Genomic DNA, 20,808 nt, shown 5'->3' with positions numbered 1-20,808 from the left:
TTAGCTATCATCTATTAGTCATTGGCTGACTTTTAAGTTTTGACCCTAAAGAGTTTAGCTACTTTTATGAAGCATCATAGATTCCTGTTCATCCATAAACTGATTTGTATACAGCCTATAATAATATCCCCTTCTTTTAATTAACTGATAGTGGTTTCCTTCTTCTACAACCTTGCCCTTGCTAATAACTAAAATTCTGTCAGCTAAACGAATAGTAGAAAGCCTATGAGCAATTATAAAACTGGTTCTGCCCATTAATACCTTTTCAATGGCTTTTTGTATAAGCATCTCAGTTTCAGTATCAACTGAAGAAGTGGCTTCATCCAGTACAAATATTTTAGGATCAGCTAATATGGCCCTTGCAAAGGATATTAATTGCTTTTCTCCAGTAGATAAACGTCCCCCTCCTTCTCCGACCTGAGAATGATATCCACCTTTCATCTTCATTATAAAATTATGAGCATTAACCAGTTTACATGCTCTTATAACTTCTTCATCTGTTGCGCCTAATCGCCCATAGAGTATATTTTCCTTTATTGTTCCACTAAATAGATGGGGAGTTTGTAAAACATAGCCTAAGTTAGAATGAAGCCACAATAATGATCTTTTTCGATAGTCAACTCCATCTATCAATATTTCACCTTTAGTCGGTTCATAAAAGCGACAAGCCAAATTCACTATTGTACTTTTCCCTGATCCTGTTTCCCCAACCAGAGCAATTGTCTCACCTGATTTGACATTTAAGTCAAATTTTTCCAAAACCTTTTCTCCTTCATTATAGGCAAATGACACATTGTTAAAGGTAATATTCCCCTTCATATTAGCCCAATTTTCCTTATGGGGACTGAATACATCACCATAAACCTTAACTATTTCTGAGTCATCCTTAATATCAGGCTCAGTCTCAATCATAGAAATGATCCTTTCAGCCGAAGCTTGAGCCGATTGAAGTTCAGCAAATATCCTTGCTAGCTCCCTAACAGGTTCAAAAAATTGTATTGTAAAGGTTATAAATGCAACAAGAGCACCATAGCTTAGATTTCCTAATATTACACCTTCTCCCCCACGCCATAAAACCATGGCAGTTCCTATACTTCCCAATGTTATAGCCACTGGTAGATAAAGTGAAGAAAAAATAGCAGCTCTAACAGATGAACGATACATTTTACCAGCAATTTCACTAAATTCTTCTAGATTTTTTTCTTCTCTAACTAATGTTTTGGTAGTTTTAGCACCCATTATACCTTCATTAAAGGAACCGGTTATACGAGAATTTGTTTTCCTTACCTTTCTAAAAGCCTTCAATATCTTCTTCTGAAAATAAGAACTTACAATTGCTAAAAAGGGAATAACTATTAATGCTATTAAAGCCAGTTTAAAATTCATAAAAAGCATTACACAGGATACTATAATCATCATTGCAGTTCCCCACACAAGGTCAACTATGCCCCATGAAATTGTATCTCCTAATCTTTGTGTATCAGAGGTCATTCTTGCCATTATCCACCCTATCTGTGTTCTATCGAAATATGAAAATGACAGCTCCTGCAATCTTTTAAATCCTAATTTTCTAATATCGTAGCATATACCTACCTCTACTTTTGCTGCTTGTTCTATAAATATCCAAACAAAAATTGACTGACAAATAATTAATAAAATATACCACAAAACAAATATTTTTAATCCTTCGAGTTGCTGTGGAACTATAAAATTATCTATTGCATATTTTGTAAGCATTGGAAATATTACATCTACACTGGCTAATATTATCATCATGACTCCAATTAAAATTAAATTCCTTTTATATGGTTTTGCAAATCTTAATAGTTTTTTCCAAAGCTCTATGTCAAATCCTTTATTATAATTCTGTTCCTTAATTGTACTCATTTACATCTATCCTTTCCTATTTCCCTTAAGCTACAGGGGCCGAGCCCATTGCTTCTTTTTCCAATTCTTCTTCAAGGGAATTCTGAATTGTCCAAATACGTTTATACAGTCCATTCTCCTTAATTAGCTTATCATGCTTTCCTGACTGTACTATTTTTCCATCCTCAAGAACTAAAATGATATCTGCATCAGATAAAGTACTAATACGATGGGATATAATAAATGTAGTAACTTTATTTTTCATTCTCTTTAAAGACCTTCTAATAGCTAAATCTGTCTCACTGTCAACGGCACTTAATGAATCATCAAATATTAAAACCCTTGAATTTCTAACTATTGTTCTAGCAATTGCCACACGCTGTTTTTGACCTCCTGAAAGAGTTACTCCTCTCTCCCCTACAGTAGTTTCATAGCCGTTTTCAAAATCTAATATTACATCATGTATTGCTGCAATCTTTGAAGCTTCAAATACATCCTTTTCTTTTATATTTTTTTTAGTAATTCCTATATTTTCTTTTATTGTTTTAGAATATAAGAATGGTTCTTGTAAAACTATGCCAATTTGCTGTCTAAGCCATTTTTTATTTATTTCCTTTAGTTCTATTCCATCAATCTTTATATGTCCCTCTTTGTAATCATATAATCTCAATAAAAGATTAACTAAGGATGTCTTGCCACTACCAGTAGAACCTAGTATTGCAATTGTCTGTCCTGCTTTTACTTTAAATGAAATATTGTTAAGTATATTTCTATCCTCGTCGTATCCAAAAGAAACATTTTTAAATTCTATATTTCCCTTTATATCTGGTTTTTTCCCTTTATCTAATCCATCTTCTATTTCGTTTTCTAATATTTCATTTATACGCTCTAAGGATACTAAAGATTTACCTAAATCGGTAAGTATCCTTCCAAGCTGTCTTATTGGAAATATTAATTTCCTTTCATAGCTAATAAATACAACAAGGGTTCCTAAAGTTATTAGTCCATTAACTACAAGATATACTCCAAATACCAATACTGCTCCTATTTGAAGGAAACAGAGAAAATCTGAAGACGACCAAAACCAGGCAAGTAAACGTATTAATTTATAGGTTGCATCTCTATATTCTGAATTTTTTTTATAAAATTTATCTATTTCATGTTTTTGCCTTGCAAAGGCTCTAACAACCCTTACTCCACTTAAATTTTCCTGTAATACAGTTGACAGTCTTGCTTCACATTCATCGGATATTTTAAAGGCTTTTTTCACTTTGAAAAAAAATATCAAAGTAAAAAACAAAACTATTGGAATTAATGATACCGCAACTAAAGTCATAGTTCCATTTAATGAAGCCATAACCCATAGAGAAAATATTAATATGAAAATCACCCTACCAATTTCTATAAATTGAATAGATAAAAACCTACGTATAGTTTCAACATCTGATGTACATCTTTGTATCAATTCTCCTGTTTCTACTTTAGTATGATAATCAAAGGGCAAATGCTGCAAATGATTATATAATCTTTCTCTAATATTTTTAGCAACAGATTCAGCTGCCACAGCAGACCACTTTCCCTTTAGATATAAAAAAATACCATTTATAACTGTTAATATTATTATAAAAGCTCCAATAATCCATAAATTGTGTAAAAGCAAAGCTCTACCACCATTTGCATGTATAAAATTCCATATCCAATTAGGAATTTCCATAGGTTGATCCCCTATGATAGAATCTATTGTAAATTTTAAAACAAGGGGAATTAATATTTCAAAACACGTAGATAATCCTATAGCTAATACTGCTCCAAAATATAATAATCTATTTCCCTCCATAAACTTTAGTAAAAGCTTTATCTTTTTCATTTTTTACCTCCATAAATTCTGTCATAATGTTTCTTCTGTAAAAAACTCTTTTAAATTCTAACCACCATTTTCTACCTCCTTTAGCCAAGTATAGAGACGTCTTATGACGCTCTTTTAGTTGCAAAATAAAAAGCCAGAGGCAGTTAATAACCCATGGCTTTAATCTATTAGTGTATTAAAAATGATAATTTTTATATAGACACATTATTATTACTAACTATATAGATTTCCAACAGTAAAATTTAATATGTATAAATTAATTATTTTACTGGAATATCTATAGATAAACAACACTAAAACTTAAGATAAATTTTAAAGAAAAAAATGAACGCTTATACATTTTTTCTTTGAAATTTATTAATCTTTAAACTTGTTTATCAATGTGTAAAATAAAAGCCATAGGCTATAATATACACACCTATGGCTATACTTTATCAATTATTGGATTGTTACAAAGCTCTAATAATTAATACTGATAGTCCTAGGTCGTGTATTCATTGTATAAATTGTAAAAGAATCTCTGCTGCCATTCCAACTAATTAATCTTATAACTTTCATCAACACGACCTCCTATCGTAAAATTTTATTTGCATATATAGTATATTATTTATTGGTAATATTTACAACTAATTTTGTAAATTGTAATAATTCTGTAATATTTGAATTGAATGACTAAAGAAAAGTTTTGGAGTTCAAAATCATAAATTATAGGGCTTCTGGTGGTTCTTTACTGACCAAAAAACAACAAAGGACCAAACGCCTAAACACACCAGTAAAAATATGTGTTAAACGTACAGGCCCCTTTGCCGTATTTAATTTATTAGATTATTACCGATTTACTTCACTCTTTGTTATCTAACTTTTATATATGAGTTACCATCCAAAGGAATAACTACCTGCAGCGGTGGCTTTTCTCCTACTAGACCTATAGCATACACCGTATAGAATCTATTGGGTTTTAAATTTATGTTTGGAACATGTAATACTCTTTTATCTGTTCCGGCTCCATAAACATCTAAAGTATATGTTCCTGGATCCAATAACTTATAGTCAGTAATTTCTTTATATTCTACATCTCTAAATACATTATTTCCATTTGGCAACCTAATATCAACACTAGGCGCATTTGGAGACAGATGACCGAATCTCAGATATACCTTATCACCCGGTACAGGCATAGGTGTATCCTCTATAGCATATAAAGCTATATCTTCAAGTTTATTAATAGCTGCAACTGTAAGAATGGTATTTGACGGCACATTAATATTAGTATTTATAACTGGATTCCTAGTCGCTCCAGCTGGAAATACTTTTACATTATATACTCCAGGTGACACTGGAAGATATTCTGTAAAGCTTCTATACTCCAAATTTGAAACTACTGGTCTATTGTTTAGGTATACATCAACAGGTGGTGCATCAGGTGATGCATGGAAAATTCGAACATAGGTAGTATCTATAGGTATAGGAGCTCTTCTAAAAAAGTCCATTCTATATGGATTCATCTGCCAAAAATCATAAAAATTATACATTTTCAACCCCCTAAAAATGCTTTTAGAATAATATTTAATCACTTACTAATAAAATATTCGAGGGTTTTGGAAATGTTACAAAAAATAAAATCTACTAAAGCCAGATTTTTGGCAGATTTTTTAAAACAAAATATTAAAAAACTCCCTTTTCATTTAAAAAGTCTTTATACATATGATCAACTTTTAAAATATGGTTTTCAATCCAATCAGCAATAAATGTAAGAATTTCAATAGTTACTTTTTGTTGATTTTCATCTATATCTTTATTTTCAATTTCAATAATTTTATTAACAAATATTTCATGGGTTAATCTATGCCCATTTAACTCTTTATAACCATGCCTGTGCATCAAATCTTCTTCGTATTTAAAATGATAAATTGTATATTCCTTTAATTCTCTTAATACTTCAATAATCTCATCATAGTGATCTAAATCATTTTTGTCTTTTATTATATTTGATAATTTCAAGCCTATTTCCAGTAATTTCTTATGTTGGTTATCTATTTCGTTGATATTACATGAATACTCATCTTTCCATTTAAACATTTTTTATCCCCCTTAAACCTTAGCTTTACAATTTCTATTTACCCATTTTAATAATCTTTAAACTATATAGTGAAACAACATTTCTATTTCAAATTTATTAAACCTTAAAGTTGTCTATCCTTATTAAAATAATAATTATAGAGGCATAATATTATATGCCTCTATAATCTCACGTGTTTATTTTTTGTTTTTAGATGATATATTTGCTAGTAAATACAATCTTGCAATTAGCACTTTGCATCAATAAAATCTTTCACTATCTATATTAATCGTTAACTTTCTCTAGCTTAATTCCTGTTGCATGGTCATTTAAGTCTAATTTTTCAATGCTATCATCTGAAACTCTTTCAATGCTAACAGCTAAAGTTTCATCCATTATATAGTCTTTATAGATATCTGCTGCATTAGCTATTTTATCATCTCCATGAAAATAAATTCTAATATTATCCATCATCTCATAGCCATTATTTTTTCTAAGCTGCTGAACCTTTGAAATGAGCTCCCTAGCAAGGCCTTCGTTAATTAATTCTTCATTTAATGTAGTATCTAAAATCACAAATAGGTTATTCTCCATTTCTACTGTAAAGCCTTCTTTAGCCGAAATATTTATAGTTACAAATTCATCTGTAACTTCAAATTTTTCTCCATCTAAATCAATTTCTATGCTTCCACCATTCTCCAGATTATGAACTGCAGCTGAAGCATCTAAATTGGACAATGCCTTTCCAAAGGATTTTATCTTCTTTCCAAGTTTTGGCCCCACTACCCTAAAATTAGGTTTTAAGCTAAAGTTCATATATTCCTTTAAATCCTTAGCAAATACTACTTCTTTAACATTTAATTCTTCCTTTATAAGGGGAACTAAATCCGATACTAATTCTCCGTATTTTCCATCTATAAGAACCTTTTGAATAGGCTGACGTACTTTAATCCTTACTGACTCCCTTGATGCTCTACCAAGCTTTACTAAATTTCTTACAAGATCCATTTTTTCTTCTAAATGAATATCCACGAGGTCTTCATTTACAGTTGGATAATCACTTATGTGAACCGATAATTCTCCAGTCAGCTTTTTATATATTTCTTCAGATAAATATGGAGCAAATGGAGCAACCATTTGGCAAATACCTACTAATATTTCATAAGTTGTATTATAAACAGCTTTCTTATCTTCACTAAGCTCTGTGGCCCAGAAACGTCTACGTGAACGTCTTATATACCAGTTAGATAAATCTTCATTAACAAATTCCTGTATTTTTCTAACAGTCTTAGTTAAGTCAAATACTTGTAAATCTCCAGTTACTGATTTTAAAAGACTATTAAACTTCGATAACAACCATCTATCTATTTCCGGTCTATCCTTATAATCAACAAAGAAAGTCTTTGGATCTACTTCATCGGTATTAGCATATAATACAAAGAAATTATATACATTTTTAATGGTACTGAAAAACTTGCTTTGTACCTCTTTTAGTCCATCTTCATCAAATTTAGTTGGAGTCCAAGCAGGTGAAACATAGAGCAAATACCATCTAAGGGCATCAGCACCGTATTTATCAAACAATACAAATGGATCCACAGTATTTCCTCTAGACTTTGACATCTTTCTGCCATCCTTGTCTAGAATAAGATCATTAACTAATACTCTTTTATATGATGATTTTCCAGTAACAAAGGTTGCTATAGCAATCAAAGAATAAAACCAACCCCTTGTCTGGTCTATACCTTCGCAAATAAAATCTGCTGGGAAAAGCTCTTCAAAAAATTTGTCCTTATTTTCAAAGGGATAATGATGTTGAGCAAAGGGCATTGACCCACTATCAAACCAGCAATCAATAACATCACTAACTCTGGTCATGGTAGCTCCACATTTTTCACACTTAATATGCACATCATCTACATATGGTCTATGAAGTTCTATTGTTTCATCTATGTCTTCTATAGCTTTCTGGGCTAGTTCTTTTCTAGAGCCTATACTGGTAGTGTGTTCACATTCATCACATCTCCAAATATTAAGTGGAGTTCCCCAATATCTGCTTCTTGATATTGCCCAGTCATTTAGATTTTCAAGCCAATTTCCAAAGCGTTTTTCTCCTACATAGCCTGGATACCACTCAACATTATTATTATTCTCAATAAGCTTATCTTTTAATTTAGTCATTTCTATATACCAGCTTGGTTTTGCATAATATAAAAGAGGAGTTTTACATCTCCAGCAGTGGGGATAATTATGGGCCATTTTCTGCTTTTTATAAAGCTTTCCTTCTTCATAGAGCCACTTAATAATCTCTATATCGGCATCCATAACAAACATACCCTTCCAAGGAGTAGTAGTATACTTTCCTTCTTCATTTACTGGCTGAAGTACTGGCAAATTATATTTAACACCTGTATTGTAGTCATCTTCACCAAAGGCTGGAGCAGAGTGAACTATACCAGTACCATCTTCAGTAGTTACATAATCGGCAAGGGTCACAAAAAATGCTTTTTTATCTGTATCAACAAAGGGCATCAATTGCTCATATTCCATATATTCTAAATCCTTACCTTTGTATTCCTGAACTACTTCATAGTCTTCTTCTACAACAGAATCAACAAGATCCTTTGCTATATAATATATTTCCCCATTATCAGCCTTAATTTTTATATAGGTTACATCAGGATGAACAGTAACACAAACATTTGCTGCTAATGTCCATGGTGTAGTTGTCCATGCAAGAAAATATTCATTTTCTTTATCCTTTAGCTTAAATTTCACAACAACCGTATTAGTTTTAATTTCCTGATATCCCTGGGCAACTTCGTGACTAGCAAGCCCTGTACCACATCTACTACAATATGGAAGAATTTTATGGCCTTCATAGATAAATCCTTCTTTGTTGAACTTATCTAAAATCCACCACACACTTTCAATATAATTATTATCAAGGGTTATATAGGGATTCTCAAGGTCTATAGCATAAGCCATACGTTTTGTCATTTCTTTCCATAAACCTTCATATTTAAAAACAGATTCTCTACATTTTTCATTAAATTTATCAAGTCCATATTCTTCTATTTCCTGCTTATTATTTAGATTCAATTGTTTTTCTACTTCAATTTCAACGGGAAGGCCATGGGTATCCCAACCTGCTTTCCTCTTTACTTGATACCCTTGCATAGTCTTATATCTACAAACTGAATCCTTTAAAGTTCTTGATATAACGTGGTGGATTCCTGGTCTTCCATTGGCTGTAGGTGGTCCTTCATAAAAAATAAAAGGTTCCTTACCTTCACGGGTTTCTACAGATTTTTTAAGAATATCAATTTCATCCCAAAATTTCGATATTTCTTTTTCATTTTCACTAACTGTTGAATTAAATAATTCTTCAAACTTTTTCATAATTCCATCCTTTCTATCTTCTTTGAAATTTGAATATTTCAAGTTGCTAATGTTACGTATATTACTATTGAGTACTTTTGAATAGAATAAAGATTATGGCTTAATTTCTAATTTGAAATGGTATATATCAAAAAGTCCCTAAGCCAAAAGACTTAGGGACGAAAATTTTCCGCGTTACCACCCAAATTATAGGTACAACCTATCACTCATTAGAATTTAACGCATTCTCTACGAGATATCTTACTATTGTTTCCAAATTTCAGATATCTAACTTAGGGATAATCTAAAAATAAACTCATGAGTTTAAATATTCGTTCGTATTTTCTTACCCCTTAGAGGTGATCTTCATAAAGACATACGCTGATAATCTTCCAGCCAAGGATTATCTCTCTGAAGGATATAAATAAAATATACCTTAAAACGCATTTGACTTTCTTTACTACTTTCCTCATTAAAGCCTTTTCTTTTTTTACTTGACATGACTCCTATCACAAGATGTTCTATAATATATAAAATGTTTTAATTATACAAATTATTATATTACTTATAATACCTTATTAAATCATAATTTGTCAAAAGCTTTTTTGAAATTCATTGAATATATTTGCCTAATTTCTATTTTTTTATACATATTCAAATAATTGATGTTTCTAAATCCTTTAAATTCTTCAATATATATGTGTAAAAACATCAAATTCTCTAAAATTAAAATACTTATTCTTACAAATTATTATACTTAGCCTTATATAGCTTTCTATTATGCAAAGTCCAAATTTTATCTGAAAAACCGCTTGGTTCAATATTTTCAAGTGTTTTTTTCATATCAAACATCCTAGCATCAATTACATCTAGATAGTGTAAAATCTCAGCTTCAGGGATCATAGGTCTCTTAGGACTTCCAAACTCTGGTTCATAGTGATGAGAAAGGAGCATATGCTGCAAAAGCACTGTTATTTCCTTATTAGCATCTACTTTCTCTGAAACCTTTTCAATTTGCTTTATTCCTTGAATTATATGTCCTAAAAGTTCACCTTCACTAGTATAGGATGAGACTATTCCAAGCTCATTAGAATCCATTTCATTTATTTTAGCAATATCATGAAGTACTACTCCTCCAAATAATAAATCTTTATCTAGAAAAGTATATATTTCTAAGAATTTTTCAGCTCCCCTAAGCATAGTTAAAATATGATAAAGAAGTCCACCATGCATAGAATGATGATTAGATTTAGCAGCGGGATAAAACATAAGCTCCTTTTTATTTTCTTTGAAAAGATAACTGACAATATTACGAATGTCATCATTATCAATATTATCTATGTATGATAATATTTTTTCATACATAATTTCTGACTTTTCTGGTGCAGAAAGAACATAATCATCTATTATTAGATTATCTTCTTCTTTCACATTCCTTATCTTTATGATTCTAAGCTGAAGCTTACCCTGCCATTCTAAAATACTTCCCTTTACTTTAATCAATTTTCCTTCTGAATATTTTTTTTCATCTTCCTTAGTACAATCCCAAAGCTTTGCATTGATTTCTCCAGTTCTGTCAGTAAGATTAAAATCAAGAAAAATCTTATTATTACTTGAAGTCTTTAATTTTATAGATTTTACTAGAAAAAAACCTTGAATTGAATCTCCAACTTTAAAGTCAACAATTTTTTTGCTCATATATATCCCCTCTGTATCTTTTTTCTTTTAGTAAAAATAAACAACAATATAGATATGTGACTGAAAACCTAAAGAAATGAAAATAACATCTAAGGTTTCTTTAAAAGCTTTATTAAGAAACTTGTTAATTTTCTTAATCCCATATCTATAATACTTAGACTATTCACCTTTAAAATTAGTATATCATATTTAAATTTAATTTTAACCCTTACTATAGATAAACAAATTAAAAGATGAATTTATACATCAAAAAAATCACAGAAGCATAGATATTTTAAAGATATAGGATTATAAAGTTTGATTTACTCAAAGTGTCACTGAGAAGCCTTTCATCTTCCTATTATAAACCTCTTTTAATCTAGGGAAAAAATAAATTATGACATTGTTTCATTATAATTGGTAATAATAATATTGAAAAATATTTCTAAATAAATTTATTAAGCCTTAAAGGAGTGAACTTTATTGAAAATAAATGATATTAGAGAAATTATTAATAATAACGGAATAGTAGAAATACTAATAGGAGTGGAATTGGATCCCAACAGTACGAATATATGGGAATTAGAAGACCCTTCGGCTTTAATTATCTATAAATCCCATGGAAAATTAAAATTTGACCATATAGATCTTGTAGATAGAGGCATGAAGGTTCATGGATATGAATTTACAGAATCGGAAGAAAAGAAAATTATTGATTTTTTACAAGATAGAAATATAGATGATATGATTTAATATTTTATTTTTCTTCATATAAAATTCATTTTTTGACAGTATATGACATGCAAATTGGGTATAATTAAAGTATATTATATATCAAAGGATGATTTATATGACTTCTATCAATTCTTGTAAAAATTTAAATGTCTTAGAAAATAGAATAAAGCTTTTGCGTTCTAAGATGTATGAACTTATTGAAGCTAAAGGTGATGTTAATGCTCCAGAAATAATAGAGATAAGTCAAATACTAGATGAAGCTTTGGTCCAATATCTTAAGCAAAAATCTATTTGAAAAATTTTATAAAAAACTCTTGACATTTATTCTATTTAAATTTATAATCTTCTTTAAACACATTTTAATATTTAAAAGCTTTGATTGAGATTAGTAGATTTGTGGATTATTTACAGAGAGTTAGACAATGGTGAGAGTCTAATATTAAAAAGCTGATTGAATGGACTCATGAGCTGAAGCTGAACCTTTTAGTAAGCGACACGGTTTTCTCCCGTTATAGAGATAGGATATCGGATTTTTATCCCGTATCTGAAAAGAGATTGCAATAATTATATTATTGCAAATAAGAGGTGGCAACACGATATATTCGTCCTCTATATGTCATATGGCATATAGAGGATTTTTTATTTTCTGTAAAAGGAGGGGCGTTAGCTATGAAAAACACATGAACTTGAAGGGAAAATACAATGATTAAACATAGTAATATAAAAAATCTAAAGAGGCTATATGCCCTATTCATGAGGAGGAAAATTTATGAAAAATAGAAATGGATATTTTGGAGAATTTGGTGGCGCTTACGTGCCTAAACCATTAGAAAAAATTTTAAAAGAAATTGAAAATGCTTTTTTCACTTATATAGAAGATCCATCTTTTCTTGAGGAACTCAAATATTATCAGAAGGAATATATTGGTAGAGCAAACCCATTGTACTATGCTAGAAATTTGACTGATAGCATTGGTGGCGCAAAAATATACTTAAAAAGAGAAGATTTAAATCATACTGGTGCACATAAAATCAATAATACTATTGGTCAAGTTTTACTAGCTAAACGAATGGGCAAAAAAAGAATTATAGCAGAAACCGGAGCTGGACAACATGGAGTTGCAACTGCTACTGTATGTGCTTTATTTAATATAGATTGCACCATATATATGGGGGAAAAAGATATAGAAAGACAAAGTTTAAATGTTTTTAAAATGGAATTATTAGGTGCTAAGGTTGTTCCTGCAACTACCGGAAGAAAAACATTAAAAGATGCTGTTGATGCAGCTTTAAATGATTTCATAGAAAATTGTGAAACAACCTTCTACCTTTTAGGCTCTGCTGTTGGTCCACATCCATATCCTGTTATGGTTAGAGAATTTCAAAGTATCATAGGAAAAGAAGCAAGAGAGCAAATATTAGAAAAAGAAGGTCGCCTTCCAGATTACTTAATCGCATGTGTTGGTGGAGGCAGTAATGCTATTGGACTATTTAATCCTTTTTATGATGATTTAGATGTTAATATAGTAGGAGTTGAGCCCGCTGGCTTAGGTTTAGATACAAAAGACCACGCAGCTTCTCTTTCCAAAGGTACAATTGGTGTTATTCATGGATTTAAGTGCTATACAATACAGGATGAAGCTGGAAATGATCTGCCTGTACACTCTATTGCAGCAGGCCTTGACTATCCAGGTGTTGGACCAGAACACTGTTTTTATAAAGACTCTAACAGAGGGAAATATGTAACAGTTACAGACAATGAAGCCCTAGAAGCTTTTAAAACCCTCTGCAAAACCGAAGGCATAATTCCAGCCCTTGAAAGCTCTCATGCCCTTAGTTATGGAATGAAACTGGCCAAGAATTTGTCAAAGGATAAAATTATTATTGTTAATCTTTCCGGTAGAGGAGATAAGGATGCAAAACAAATTAAAGAAATATTAAATTGTAAATAGAAAAAAACCAAGTTCGACCTGAGTTGAACTTGGTTTTTTCTTGGAGCTTATTATAGATTATTTTAATAATTTAAATCCCCTTCTTCTTTCCTATTCAACTAATGAACAGAACAAATTTATCCTTCAGTCTGTCTAGCAATAAATCTAGAACGAAGTCTTTCTCTTATTTCTGGCTGCCTATAAACTAACCATAAAAACCAAGCTAGCAAAACAATACCTTTAAATATACTACTCACACTTATGCTCCACCATACTCCTTTAAGCCCCAAAATTTCTGGCTTAGAAAGGATTAATGCGGCTGGTATCCTCAGACCAGTAAATATAATTCCTATCAACGACGGTGGCAGAGTCTTTCCTAGCCCATTAAATGCTCCTGCCGTTGTTATCTCTATGCACATAAATAATTGAGATAATCCTAGTATTTTTAAATAAATAATACCTTGAAAAATAGTTTCTTCTTCATTTGGGAAAAATAAAGTAAATATTGGTCTACCACAAAAAATCAAAATCAATGAAGCTAAAATACCTATTCCACTCATAATACCAAGGGAAGTAAAATATCCTTTATAAATACGCTTCCACTTGCCTGCACCATAGTTTTGTCCTACAAATGCACTTAAGGCAGTAGCAAACCCATTTGATGTCATCCAAGAAATAGATTCGATTTCAGAACCTATCTTCTGTACCGCAATAGGAACTGGACCCCAAAGGGCAATAATTCTGGCTATGATCATGGCAAAAATAGTAAACATAGCATTTTGTAAAGCTACAGGATACCCCATCTTTACTATCCTTTTTATATAATTCCACTGAGGCATTATATAAAATTTAAAACCTGAAAAATAAGAAGATTTATTTTTTATATACAATATGAATATTATAGTTACTATTAATTGTGCAGTTATAGTTGCAATTGCGGCACCCTTTACACCTAAAGCTGGAAAGGGACCAATGCCAAGTATTAGTACGGGATCAAGAATCATATTAGTTAATAGTCCTATTGCATTTATTAAAAAGGGATGCTTACTTTCTCCTCCACCATTAAATATACCAGTAAATACAGGATTGGCAAAGGAAAATACAGTACCTAATGCAATTATAGTTAAATAATCTTTAGCCATATTAGTAACATTAACATCCCCTAACCGAAAAAATCCGATAAGAGGATTTTTAAATAATATTAATATTACGCCGTATAATAGGGCTATAAAAAAGTTTAACTGAATTGCATTCCTAGCAAAGCTCTTGGCTGTTTTTATATCTTCTCTTCCTATGGACTGTGCCACTCCTACGCCTGCACCAATCTGTGAAAGAAGAATAATTCCAGCAGCCAGCCATATATAAAAACCAGCTGCTCCAACTGCTGCAACAGCACTGCTCCCTACTCCCCTTCCTATCCACAGCATATCGGTCATATTATAGGTCATTTGTAAAAAAGCAGTACCCATTATTGGTATGGCTAATTTAATTATCTTTTCTAATATATTTCCTTCTGTCAAATTTCTTTTCTGACTCATTTAATTTCCATCCTTTTAAAATTTGTTAAGTTTTTTATATTGTAAAGCAATATATCCATTAAGTAGCTTTAGTTACTTCACTTATATAGCTATCCACATTATTTTCTTTATCTAAATTTTTAAACGCAACAGAGAGCATAAGCTTTATTCTATTAAGCTGGTTAACTTCACTTGCACCAGGGTCATAATCAATGGCAGCAATATTTGAAAGTGGATATGTTTTTCTAAGTTCTTTTATCATACCCTTTCCTGTTATATGATTTGGTAAACATGCAAAGGGCTGTAAGCAAACAATATTATTAATACCACTTTCTATAAGTTCAACCATCTCTCCAGTCAATAACCATCCTTCACCTGTCTGATTTCCCAATGATAAATGCTTTGATGCACCTAAAGCAACGTCCTCTATGTTCTTTGGTGCTTCAAATCTTTTACTATTATTTAAAGCTCTTTTCATTTCATTTCTATAAGACTCAATTAACTTTATACCTATTCCGCTAACAATATTTTTCATATAACTGCCTGATAAAAGCTCATACTTAGCCTTGCTATTGTAAGCACAGTATAATAGAAAATCAATTAGATCCGGTACAACTGCCTCTGCCCCTTCTCCTTCTAGAAGTTCAACAATATTGTTATTGGCTGTTGGATGGAACTTGACTAAAATTTCTCCAACTACACCTACCCTTGGTTTAACTATATCTTCATGAATGTCAAGAGTGTCAAAATCATTTACTATTCCATTTATATTGTCTATAAACTCCTTTCTTCCACCTTTTATTAATGATTTCTTGCATTTTTCCACCCAATAATCATATAATCTATTAGTAGAGCCGGGAAACTTTTCATAGGGTCTAACCCTACATAATACCCTCATTAACAAATCACCATAGACTAACCCCTTCATTAAGCTGTTTAACATTGGAAGGGTGATTTTGAATCCTGGATTTTTTTCTAAGCCGGCTGCATTAAGAGAAATAACTGGTATATGCTCTAATTCTGTATCCTTCAAAGCCTTTCTTAAAAAAGCTATATAATTAGTTGCCCTGCATCCTCCACCGGTTTGAGTGATTATTACAGAAGTATTATTTAAATCGTATTTACCTGACTTTAAAGCCTCCATTATCTGACCTACTACAATTATCGCAGGATAGCAAGCATCGTTATTGACATATCTTAGACCCTCATCTATTGCTTTTTTATCAACTGAAGGTAAAATTTCTATATTGTAACCTGCTTTTTCAAATCCAATCTTTAAAAATTGAAAATGTATAGGCGACATTTGAGGTGCCAAAATAGTATGGGCTTTTTTCATATTCTTTGTGAAAATAATTCTTTCATGATCATTCTCTAACTTTGTTGGTTTAAACTCTCTTTTATCTCTTTCTTTAATAGCAGCAATTAGAGACCTTATACGAATCCTGGCAGCTCCTATATTACTAATTTCATCTATTTTTAACAAGGTATAAATCTTACCGTGACTTTCTAAAATCTCACTGATCTGGTCTGTAGTTACCGCATCTAATCCACATCCAAAGGAATTAAGCTGAATTAGTTCTAGGTTTTTCTCTTTAGCCACAAATGTGGCAGCTGCATACATTCTAGAGTGATATACCCACTGATCAATAACTCTCAGTGGTCTTTTAATCTTGGCTAAATGATCAATTGAATCCTCAGATATAACTGCAAACCCATAGGATTTTATCATCTCTGGTATTCCATGATTAATTTCCGGATCAATATGATATGGTCTACCTACCAGTACCATTCCCTTTATATTTTTTTCTTTAATATAATTTATTGCCTCTTCTCCTTTATTCCTAACGTCTTGTCTATATTTATCAAGCTCACTATAGGCTTTTCCAACTGCTTTAATTATTTCTTCCTTTGAAATATTCTCAGGAGCTAATTCTTCTATTAAACGCTTTGTCATTTTCTTAGGATTATCAATAGGTAAAAATGGATTATAGAAAGTTATTTTATTTATATTTAAAATATCCATATTAGCCTTTATTGTTTGAGGATAGGATGTAACTACAGGACAATTATAATGATTTCCTGCCTCTTTATCTTCTTGTATATTATAGGGAATACAAGGATAGAATATCTTATATACACCCTTTACGACTAAATCAGTAATATGTCCATGAACAAGTTTTCCCGGATAGCAAACCGATTCAGATGGTATAGTATCCATTCCCATCTCATATATTCTCTTGGATGATCGACTAGAAACAATCACCCTATATCCAAGTTCAGTGAAAAAAGTAAACCAAAATGGATAATCTTCATACATATTTAATACCCTTGGCAGTCCTATAGTTCCTCTAACGGCTTCATTTTCGGATAAAGGTTTATAATTAAATACCCTTTTATACTTATACTCATAAAGGTTTGGAATATCATTTCTTTCTTTTTCTATACCTGCTCCCCGCTCACATCTGTTCCCAGAGATAAATTTCCGTCCATCGGAAAACTCTTTAATTGTCAAAAGACAATTGTTCCCACATAATCCACATCGTTTCATAGATGTATTCATTTTAAAATCTACAAGTTCTTTTGTTTGCAATAAAGTAGTTTTATATTCCTCTCTATAACGCCCTTTAGCAACTATTGCCGATCCAAAGGCTCCCATTATCCCTGCTATATCTGGTCTCACAACATTTCTTCCAATTATTTTTTCCATGGCTCTAAGAACAGCATCATTATAAAATGTTCCACCTTGAACCACAATTTTTTCTCCTAATTCCCTGACGCTCCTTAACCTTATAACCTTAAAAAGGGCATTTTTAATAACTGAAATTGAAATACCAGCAGAAATATCTTCTATTGTAGCACCTTCCTTTTGTGCCTGCTTTACCTTAGAATTCATAAAAACCGTACATCTTGTTCCCAGATCTACTGGAGATTTTGATTTAATTCCTTCCAAGGCAAAATCTTTCACATCCATATTAAGGGATTTTGCAAAAGTTTCAATAAATGATCCACAGCCCGATGAACAAGCTTCATTTAACATTATCGAGTCTATGACACCATCTTTAATTTTTAAGCTTTTCATATCCTGGCCACCTATGTCCAATACAAAATCAGTTCCTGGAAGAAAAAATTCTGCTGCTTTATAATGAGCTACGGTTTCAATTTCTCCAATATCTACTCTGAGGGCAGCCCTTATTAAATGTTCCCCGTATCCGGTAACAGCTGAGTAAACAATTTTTGTATCTTTATTTAATTTGCTATATAAATCCTTTAGTGCCTCTATAGTCGACTCTAAAGGGTTTCCTCTATTACTGCCATAATATGAATATAATAATCCTCCCTTATCGTCTATCAAAGCTAGTTTAGTTGTAGTTGAACCTGCATCTATTCCTAAAAAAGCATCTCCAGAATAAGTATTTAAATCTACTCTTTTTACTTTATGCTTTCTATGCCTATCTTTAAACTCCCTATATTCTTCATCATTTACAAACAATGTTTCTACATCCTTATTCTCTTTATCATCGAGTTTACAAATAGCAGGAACTCTTTCATAAAGACATTCAAATAAAATAGGTTCTTCTTTTCTAGAAGATAATGCAGCTCCTATAGCAACAAAATACTGAGAGTCCTCTGGATAAATAACATTATTTTCCTTTAGTTTAAGGGTTTCTATAAAGCGTTTTCGAAGCTCTGGCATAAAATGTAATGGTCCCCCTAAGAATGCAACATTTCCTTTGATAGATCTCCCCTGGGCCAATCCACTTATACTTTGATTAACAACTGCCTGAAGAATTGATGCTGCTATATCTTCCTTTGCTGCTCCTTCATTTAAAAGAGGTTGAATATCCGTCTTTGCAAAAACACCACACCTTGAAGCAATAGGATATATAATTTTGTGATTCTTTGCCAGTTCATTGAGGCCAGAAGCATTGGTCTGTAAAAGGGATGCCATTTGATCAATAAATGCACCTGTGCCCCCAGCACAAGTCCCATTCATTCTTTGTTCAATTGAATCCCCTAAATATGTAATTTTAGCATCTTCTCCACCAAGCTCAATTGCAACATCGGTATTGGGAATGATCTTTTCTATTGCATTTGTACATGACATTACTTCTTGAATAAATGGTATATTGAGTTTTTTAGAAATATTAAAACCACCTGAACCAGTAATCATTACTGTTATTAAATTTTTTTGTAATATTCCCTTTGCGCTTTCAATCATAGAAACTACAGTATTTTTGATATCGGAAAAATGCCTACTATACTTTTTATAAAGGATATTACCTTGTTCATCTAAGACAGCCATTTTTACAGTAGTTGAACCTACATCTAATCCAACATTTAAAACCTTATTCATATATAGTCCTCCTTAAACTAAATTGAAGTGATACCATTTCGTTTCTTATGATTTAACTCCAATTAGTTGTCTAAAAACCTGCCTTCTTACTAATTCATATTTATAATTTCTTCTTTTTTGACTGTTTTTTTTATTTATTTTAAAAAAGTTTATAATTTCCTTTCACAAAAATACTGAGCTAAGAGGTAATCCCCTTAGCAAAAGTCTTTACAAACTCTGTAATGCACGAGTCAATATCAATATTGGTATTAAATTTTTCAAGAATTGTAAAGCTGGTGAAAATCCCAAAATTACTTGAAAGAAAATTTATAGCAAGTACATCTGGGTCCTTATCTACAACTCCTTTTTCCTTCATTTTTGAAAAGTATGCAGCCATTAATTTTTTAAATTCATTTGGAAATTTATTTAATGGTGAGTCAAGTTCAAATATTAATTCATTGTTTTTAAGCTGCATCAATATTATTCTTTCATTTTTACATAGCATATCTTGATAAACAGTACTTATTTCCATTAGATCCTTTTCTAAATTCCACTCTAGTTTATCATCGAATAATGTTTTAAGCTTTGGAGTAAATATATATTTATCAAAGGCATTTTCAAATAGATTACGTTTATTATCAAAATGTCGAAAAATAGTCATTTCACATACTCCAGCTTCCTTTGCAATCTTCTTAGTTGTAACAGCCTTGTATCCTTTTTCAGAAAATAATCTCATAGCTGCTTCTAGTATTTTTTCCGATGTGTTTAGGTTTTCCATTAAATCCCTCCTGGAATTATGTTAGTACTAACTAACATTTAAATTATATCATTTATGTTATTTTTTTGCAATGTAAGCATAAACACTATAAACTTGTTTCTAATTTATCTCACTATATTTTTCACCAATAGCTTGTCATTGAATACTATGTATTGCAACAAAAACAATCACCAATAGGAGGATTTCTATGGTAAAACCTTTCGTCTTAGGATTAGTAGAAAAAGAGGGTAAATATCTTTTCTTAAATAGAATTGACCCTCCAAAGGTCTGGTCACCACCAGGGGGATGGTTAGATAAAGGAGAAAATCCTGAAGACGGTCTTCTCAGAGAAATAAAGGAAGAAACAAATTTGAAAGTGAAAATCATATGTCCAATCCATGTGTTTTATAAAAGTAAAACTAATTCTTTAGGATTTGTATATATTTGCCAATATATAAGTGGAAAAGTAAAAATTAGTTTTGAGCACATGGACTTCATGTGGAAAACACTTAAAGAGATGAAAACTGAAAAAATTAACTGTTCCCCCTCTGTTAGAATATTGGAAAAGGGTGAAAAAATCCTTAGTTGCTTAAAAAGAAGTTAATTTCTATAGTTTCTGATATATAGTCCAATATCAAAACTACTATAGTTATTGACCTTCAACAAAAAACATCCTCTTAAAATGA

At 31.2% G+C, this 20,808-nt stretch carries 14 protein-coding genes and 1 other annotated feature; of the genes, 4 read left to right on the top strand and 10 right to left on the bottom strand.

The features are described 5' to 3' along the window. Positions 1 to 54: 54 nt before the first annotated feature. From B5X81_RS05115 to B5X81_RS05090, 7 genes are all read right to left on the bottom strand, one after another. Positions 55 to 1,887, bottom strand: a complete 1,833-nt coding sequence (locus B5X81_RS05115; RefSeq protein ID WP_079489896.1) for an ABC transporter ATP-binding protein — start codon at positions 1,885 to 1,887, stop codon at positions 55 to 57. Between the two features lie 25 nt (positions 1,888 to 1,912). Then, positions 1,913 to 3,733 carry an ABC transporter ATP-binding protein gene (locus B5X81_RS05110; protein ID WP_079489895.1) on the bottom strand — a complete coding sequence of 607 codons (1,821 nt, stop codon included), beginning with the start codon at positions 3,731 to 3,733 and terminating at the stop codon, positions 1,913 to 1,915. An 851-nt stretch (positions 3,734 to 4,584) separates the two neighbouring features. After that, a complete protein-coding gene (locus tag B5X81_RS05105; RefSeq protein WP_244282008.1) occupies positions 4,585 to 5,265 on the bottom strand; it encodes a DUF4397 domain-containing protein in 681 nt (226 codons plus the stop codon). Positions 5,266 to 5,398: 133 nt separating this feature from the next. Continuing rightward, the gene (locus B5X81_RS05100; RefSeq protein WP_079489894.1) at positions 5,399 to 5,812 is read right to left on the bottom strand and encodes a bacteriohemerythrin; all 414 of its coding nucleotides are present in this window, start codon (positions 5,810 to 5,812) and stop codon (positions 5,399 to 5,401) included. 265 nt (positions 5,813 to 6,077) lie between these two features. Beyond that, complete coding sequence (gene ileS, locus B5X81_RS05095; RefSeq protein ID WP_079489893.1) at positions 6,078 to 9,194, bottom strand: isoleucine--tRNA ligase; 3,117 nt, start codon at positions 9,192 to 9,194, stop codon at positions 6,078 to 6,080. Positions 9,195 to 9,539: 345 nt separating this feature from the next. Beyond that, positions 9,540 to 9,674, bottom strand: a complete 135-nt coding sequence (locus B5X81_RS28345; RefSeq protein WP_280175244.1) for a hypothetical protein — start codon at positions 9,672 to 9,674, stop codon at positions 9,540 to 9,542. A 240-nt stretch (positions 9,675 to 9,914) separates the two neighbouring features. Further along, entirely contained in the window at positions 9,915 to 10,871 is a 957-nt protein-coding gene (locus B5X81_RS05090; protein ID WP_079489892.1) for a 3'-5' exoribonuclease YhaM family protein, read from the bottom strand. Between the two features lie 462 nt (positions 10,872 to 11,333). Here B5X81_RS05090 and B5X81_RS05085 point away from each other — a divergent pair, with 462 nt between their 5' ends. The 3 genes from B5X81_RS05085 (at position 11,334) to trpB (ending at position 13,536) form a co-directional block, all read left to right on the top strand. Continuing rightward, entirely contained in the window at positions 11,334 to 11,603 is a 270-nt protein-coding gene (locus B5X81_RS05085; RefSeq protein WP_079489891.1) for a hypothetical protein, read from the top strand. Positions 11,604 to 11,700: 97 nt separating this feature from the next. Continuing rightward, the gene (locus B5X81_RS05080) at positions 11,701 to 11,880 is read left to right on the top strand and encodes an aspartyl-phosphate phosphatase Spo0E family protein (protein WP_170917287.1); all 180 of its coding nucleotides are present in this window, start codon (positions 11,701 to 11,703) and stop codon (positions 11,878 to 11,880) included. Between the two features lie 71 nt (positions 11,881 to 11,951). Next, positions 11,952 to 12,198: a binding site (T-box leader), on the top strand. Positions 12,199 to 12,354: 156 nt separating this feature from the next. Then, positions 12,355 to 13,536: a tryptophan synthase subunit beta gene (gene trpB, locus B5X81_RS05075; RefSeq protein ID WP_079489889.1), complete on the top strand. Its 1,182-nt coding sequence runs from the start codon at positions 12,355 to 12,357 to the stop codon at positions 13,534 to 13,536. A 116-nt stretch (positions 13,537 to 13,652) separates the two neighbouring features. Here trpB and B5X81_RS05070 read toward each other — a convergent pair whose 3' ends face one another. The 3 genes from B5X81_RS05070 to B5X81_RS05060 form a co-directional block, all read right to left on the bottom strand. Next, on the bottom strand, positions 13,653 to 15,053 hold the full coding sequence (locus B5X81_RS05070) for an MATE family efflux transporter (RefSeq protein WP_079489888.1): 1,401 nt from the start codon (positions 15,051 to 15,053) through the stop codon (positions 13,653 to 13,655). A 58-nt stretch (positions 15,054 to 15,111) separates the two neighbouring features. Further along, positions 15,112 to 19,386, bottom strand: coding sequence for a 2-hydroxyacyl-CoA dehydratase (locus B5X81_RS05065; protein WP_079489887.1), 4,275 nt, complete (start codon positions 19,384 to 19,386; stop codon positions 15,112 to 15,114). Between the two features lie 178 nt (positions 19,387 to 19,564). Then, on the bottom strand, positions 19,565 to 20,143 hold the full coding sequence (locus B5X81_RS05060; protein WP_079489885.1) for a TetR/AcrR family transcriptional regulator: 579 nt from the start codon (positions 20,141 to 20,143) through the stop codon (positions 19,565 to 19,567). A 187-nt stretch (positions 20,144 to 20,330) separates the two neighbouring features. On the opposite strand from B5X81_RS05060, the gene B5X81_RS05055 reads away from it, so the two are divergent. Further along, positions 20,331 to 20,726, top strand: a complete 396-nt coding sequence (locus B5X81_RS05055) for an NUDIX hydrolase (protein ID WP_079489884.1) — start codon at positions 20,331 to 20,333, stop codon at positions 20,724 to 20,726. The last annotated feature ends 82 nt before the right edge of the window (positions 20,727 to 20,808 follow it).

Source organism: Maledivibacter halophilus, from assembly GCF_900167445.1.
In the GTDB taxonomy this organism is placed as follows: Bacteria; Bacillota; Clostridia; order Peptostreptococcales; family Caminicellaceae; genus Maledivibacter; species Maledivibacter halophilus.
This window is presented reverse-complemented; position numbering and strand designations above follow the sequence as displayed.

Coding starts and splice junctions, on each gene's coding strand:
- B5X81_RS05065 (WP_079489887.1), bottom strand. CDS start 19,386: ATGAATAAGGTTTTAAATGTTGGATTAGATGTAGGTTCAACTACTGTA.
- B5X81_RS05100 (WP_079489894.1), bottom strand. CDS start 5,812: ATGTTTAAATGGAAAGATGAGTATTCATGTAATATCAACGAAATAGAT.
- B5X81_RS05110 (WP_079489895.1), bottom strand. CDS start 3,733: ATGAAAAAGATAAAGCTTTTACTAAAGTTTATGGAGGGAAATAGATTA.
- B5X81_RS05105 (WP_244282008.1), bottom strand. CDS start 5,265: ATGTATAATTTTTATGATTTTTGGCAGATGAATCCATATAGAATGGAC.
- B5X81_RS05090 (WP_079489892.1), bottom strand. CDS start 10,871: ATGAGCAAAAAAATTGTTGACTTTAAAGTTGGAGATTCAATTCAAGGT.
- trpB (WP_079489889.1), top strand. CDS start 12,355: ATGAAAAATAGAAATGGATATTTTGGAGAATTTGGTGGCGCTTACGTG.
- B5X81_RS05070 (WP_079489888.1), bottom strand. CDS start 15,053: ATGAGTCAGAAAAGAAATTTGACAGAAGGAAATATATTAGAAAAGATA.
- B5X81_RS05115 (WP_079489896.1), bottom strand. CDS start 1,887: ATGAGTACAATTAAGGAACAGAATTATAATAAAGGATTTGACATAGAG.
- B5X81_RS05060 (WP_079489885.1), bottom strand. CDS start 20,143: ATGGAAAACCTAAACACATCGGAAAAAATACTAGAAGCAGCTATGAGA.
- B5X81_RS05080 (WP_170917287.1), top strand. CDS start 11,701: ATGACTTCTATCAATTCTTGTAAAAATTTAAATGTCTTAGAAAATAGA.
- ileS (WP_079489893.1), bottom strand. CDS start 9,194: ATGAAAAAGTTTGAAGAATTATTTAATTCAACAGTTAGTGAAAATGAA.
- B5X81_RS05055 (WP_079489884.1), top strand. CDS start 20,331: ATGGTAAAACCTTTCGTCTTAGGATTAGTAGAAAAAGAGGGTAAATAT.
- B5X81_RS28345 (WP_280175244.1), bottom strand. CDS start 9,674: ATGTCAAGTAAAAAAAGAAAAGGCTTTAATGAGGAAAGTAGTAAAGAA.